The organism is Psychrobacter sp. 1Y4, assembly GCF_051847555.1.
The window spans coordinates 1-738 of sequence record NZ_JBPYDE010000494.1 but is presented as its reverse complement, the minus strand read 5'-3'; the positions used below and the strand labels follow the sequence as shown (position 1 = coordinate 738).

The 738-nt window shown below is 47.0% G+C and carries 1 pseudogene; it reads right to left on the bottom strand.

Features of this window, described 5'->3' with window-relative positions:
* Window positions 1–738: pseudogene (locus ACS8FC_RS17160) on the bottom strand (2-oxoglutarate dehydrogenase E1 component); the annotation flags it as partial.

Below are 738 nucleotides of genomic sequence, written 5' to 3'. Positions count from 1 at the left end.
AGTACCAAGCGCCTTGATTCAATGGCTCTTCTTGCGTCCATACAATCTCAGCTAGGTTGCTGTATTTTTCGATCTCAGCGACCAAACGTTGCTCTGGTAGCGGATATAGCTGCTCGATACGAACGATAGCAACATGATCGAGACCTAGTGCACGACGCTGTTCTAGTAGATCATAATAAACCTTACCACCACATAGCACCATACGAGTCACTTTATCTGCGTTGTGATCGTCCATCTCTGGCAATACCGTTTCAAACTTACCGTTAGCAAGCTCTTCTAGATTAGAAGTTGCCAGCTTATGACGCAATAAGCTCTTCGGTGACATAACGATCAACGGCTTACGAATTGGACGTACCGCTTGACGACGCAAGGCATGATAGATCTGTGCAGGAGTCGTTGGCGTGATAACTTGCATATTGTCTTCAGCACATAGCTGTAAGAAGCGCTCAAGGCGAGCAGATGAATGCTCAGGGCCTTGACCTTCAAAACCATGCGGTAACAACATCGTCAAACCACAAACACGCTGCCACTTGGTCTCACCACTTGAAATGAACTGATCAATGACGACCTGCGCGCCGTTTACGAAGTCACCAAATTGCGCTTCCCAAACGATCAAGGCGTTCGGTACTGTCGTAGCATAGCCATATTCAAAGGCCAATACCGCTTCTTCTGACAACAACGAGTTGTAAGTAGCGAAACGTGCTTGTTTCTCGCTCAAATGAGCAAGTGGCACATACA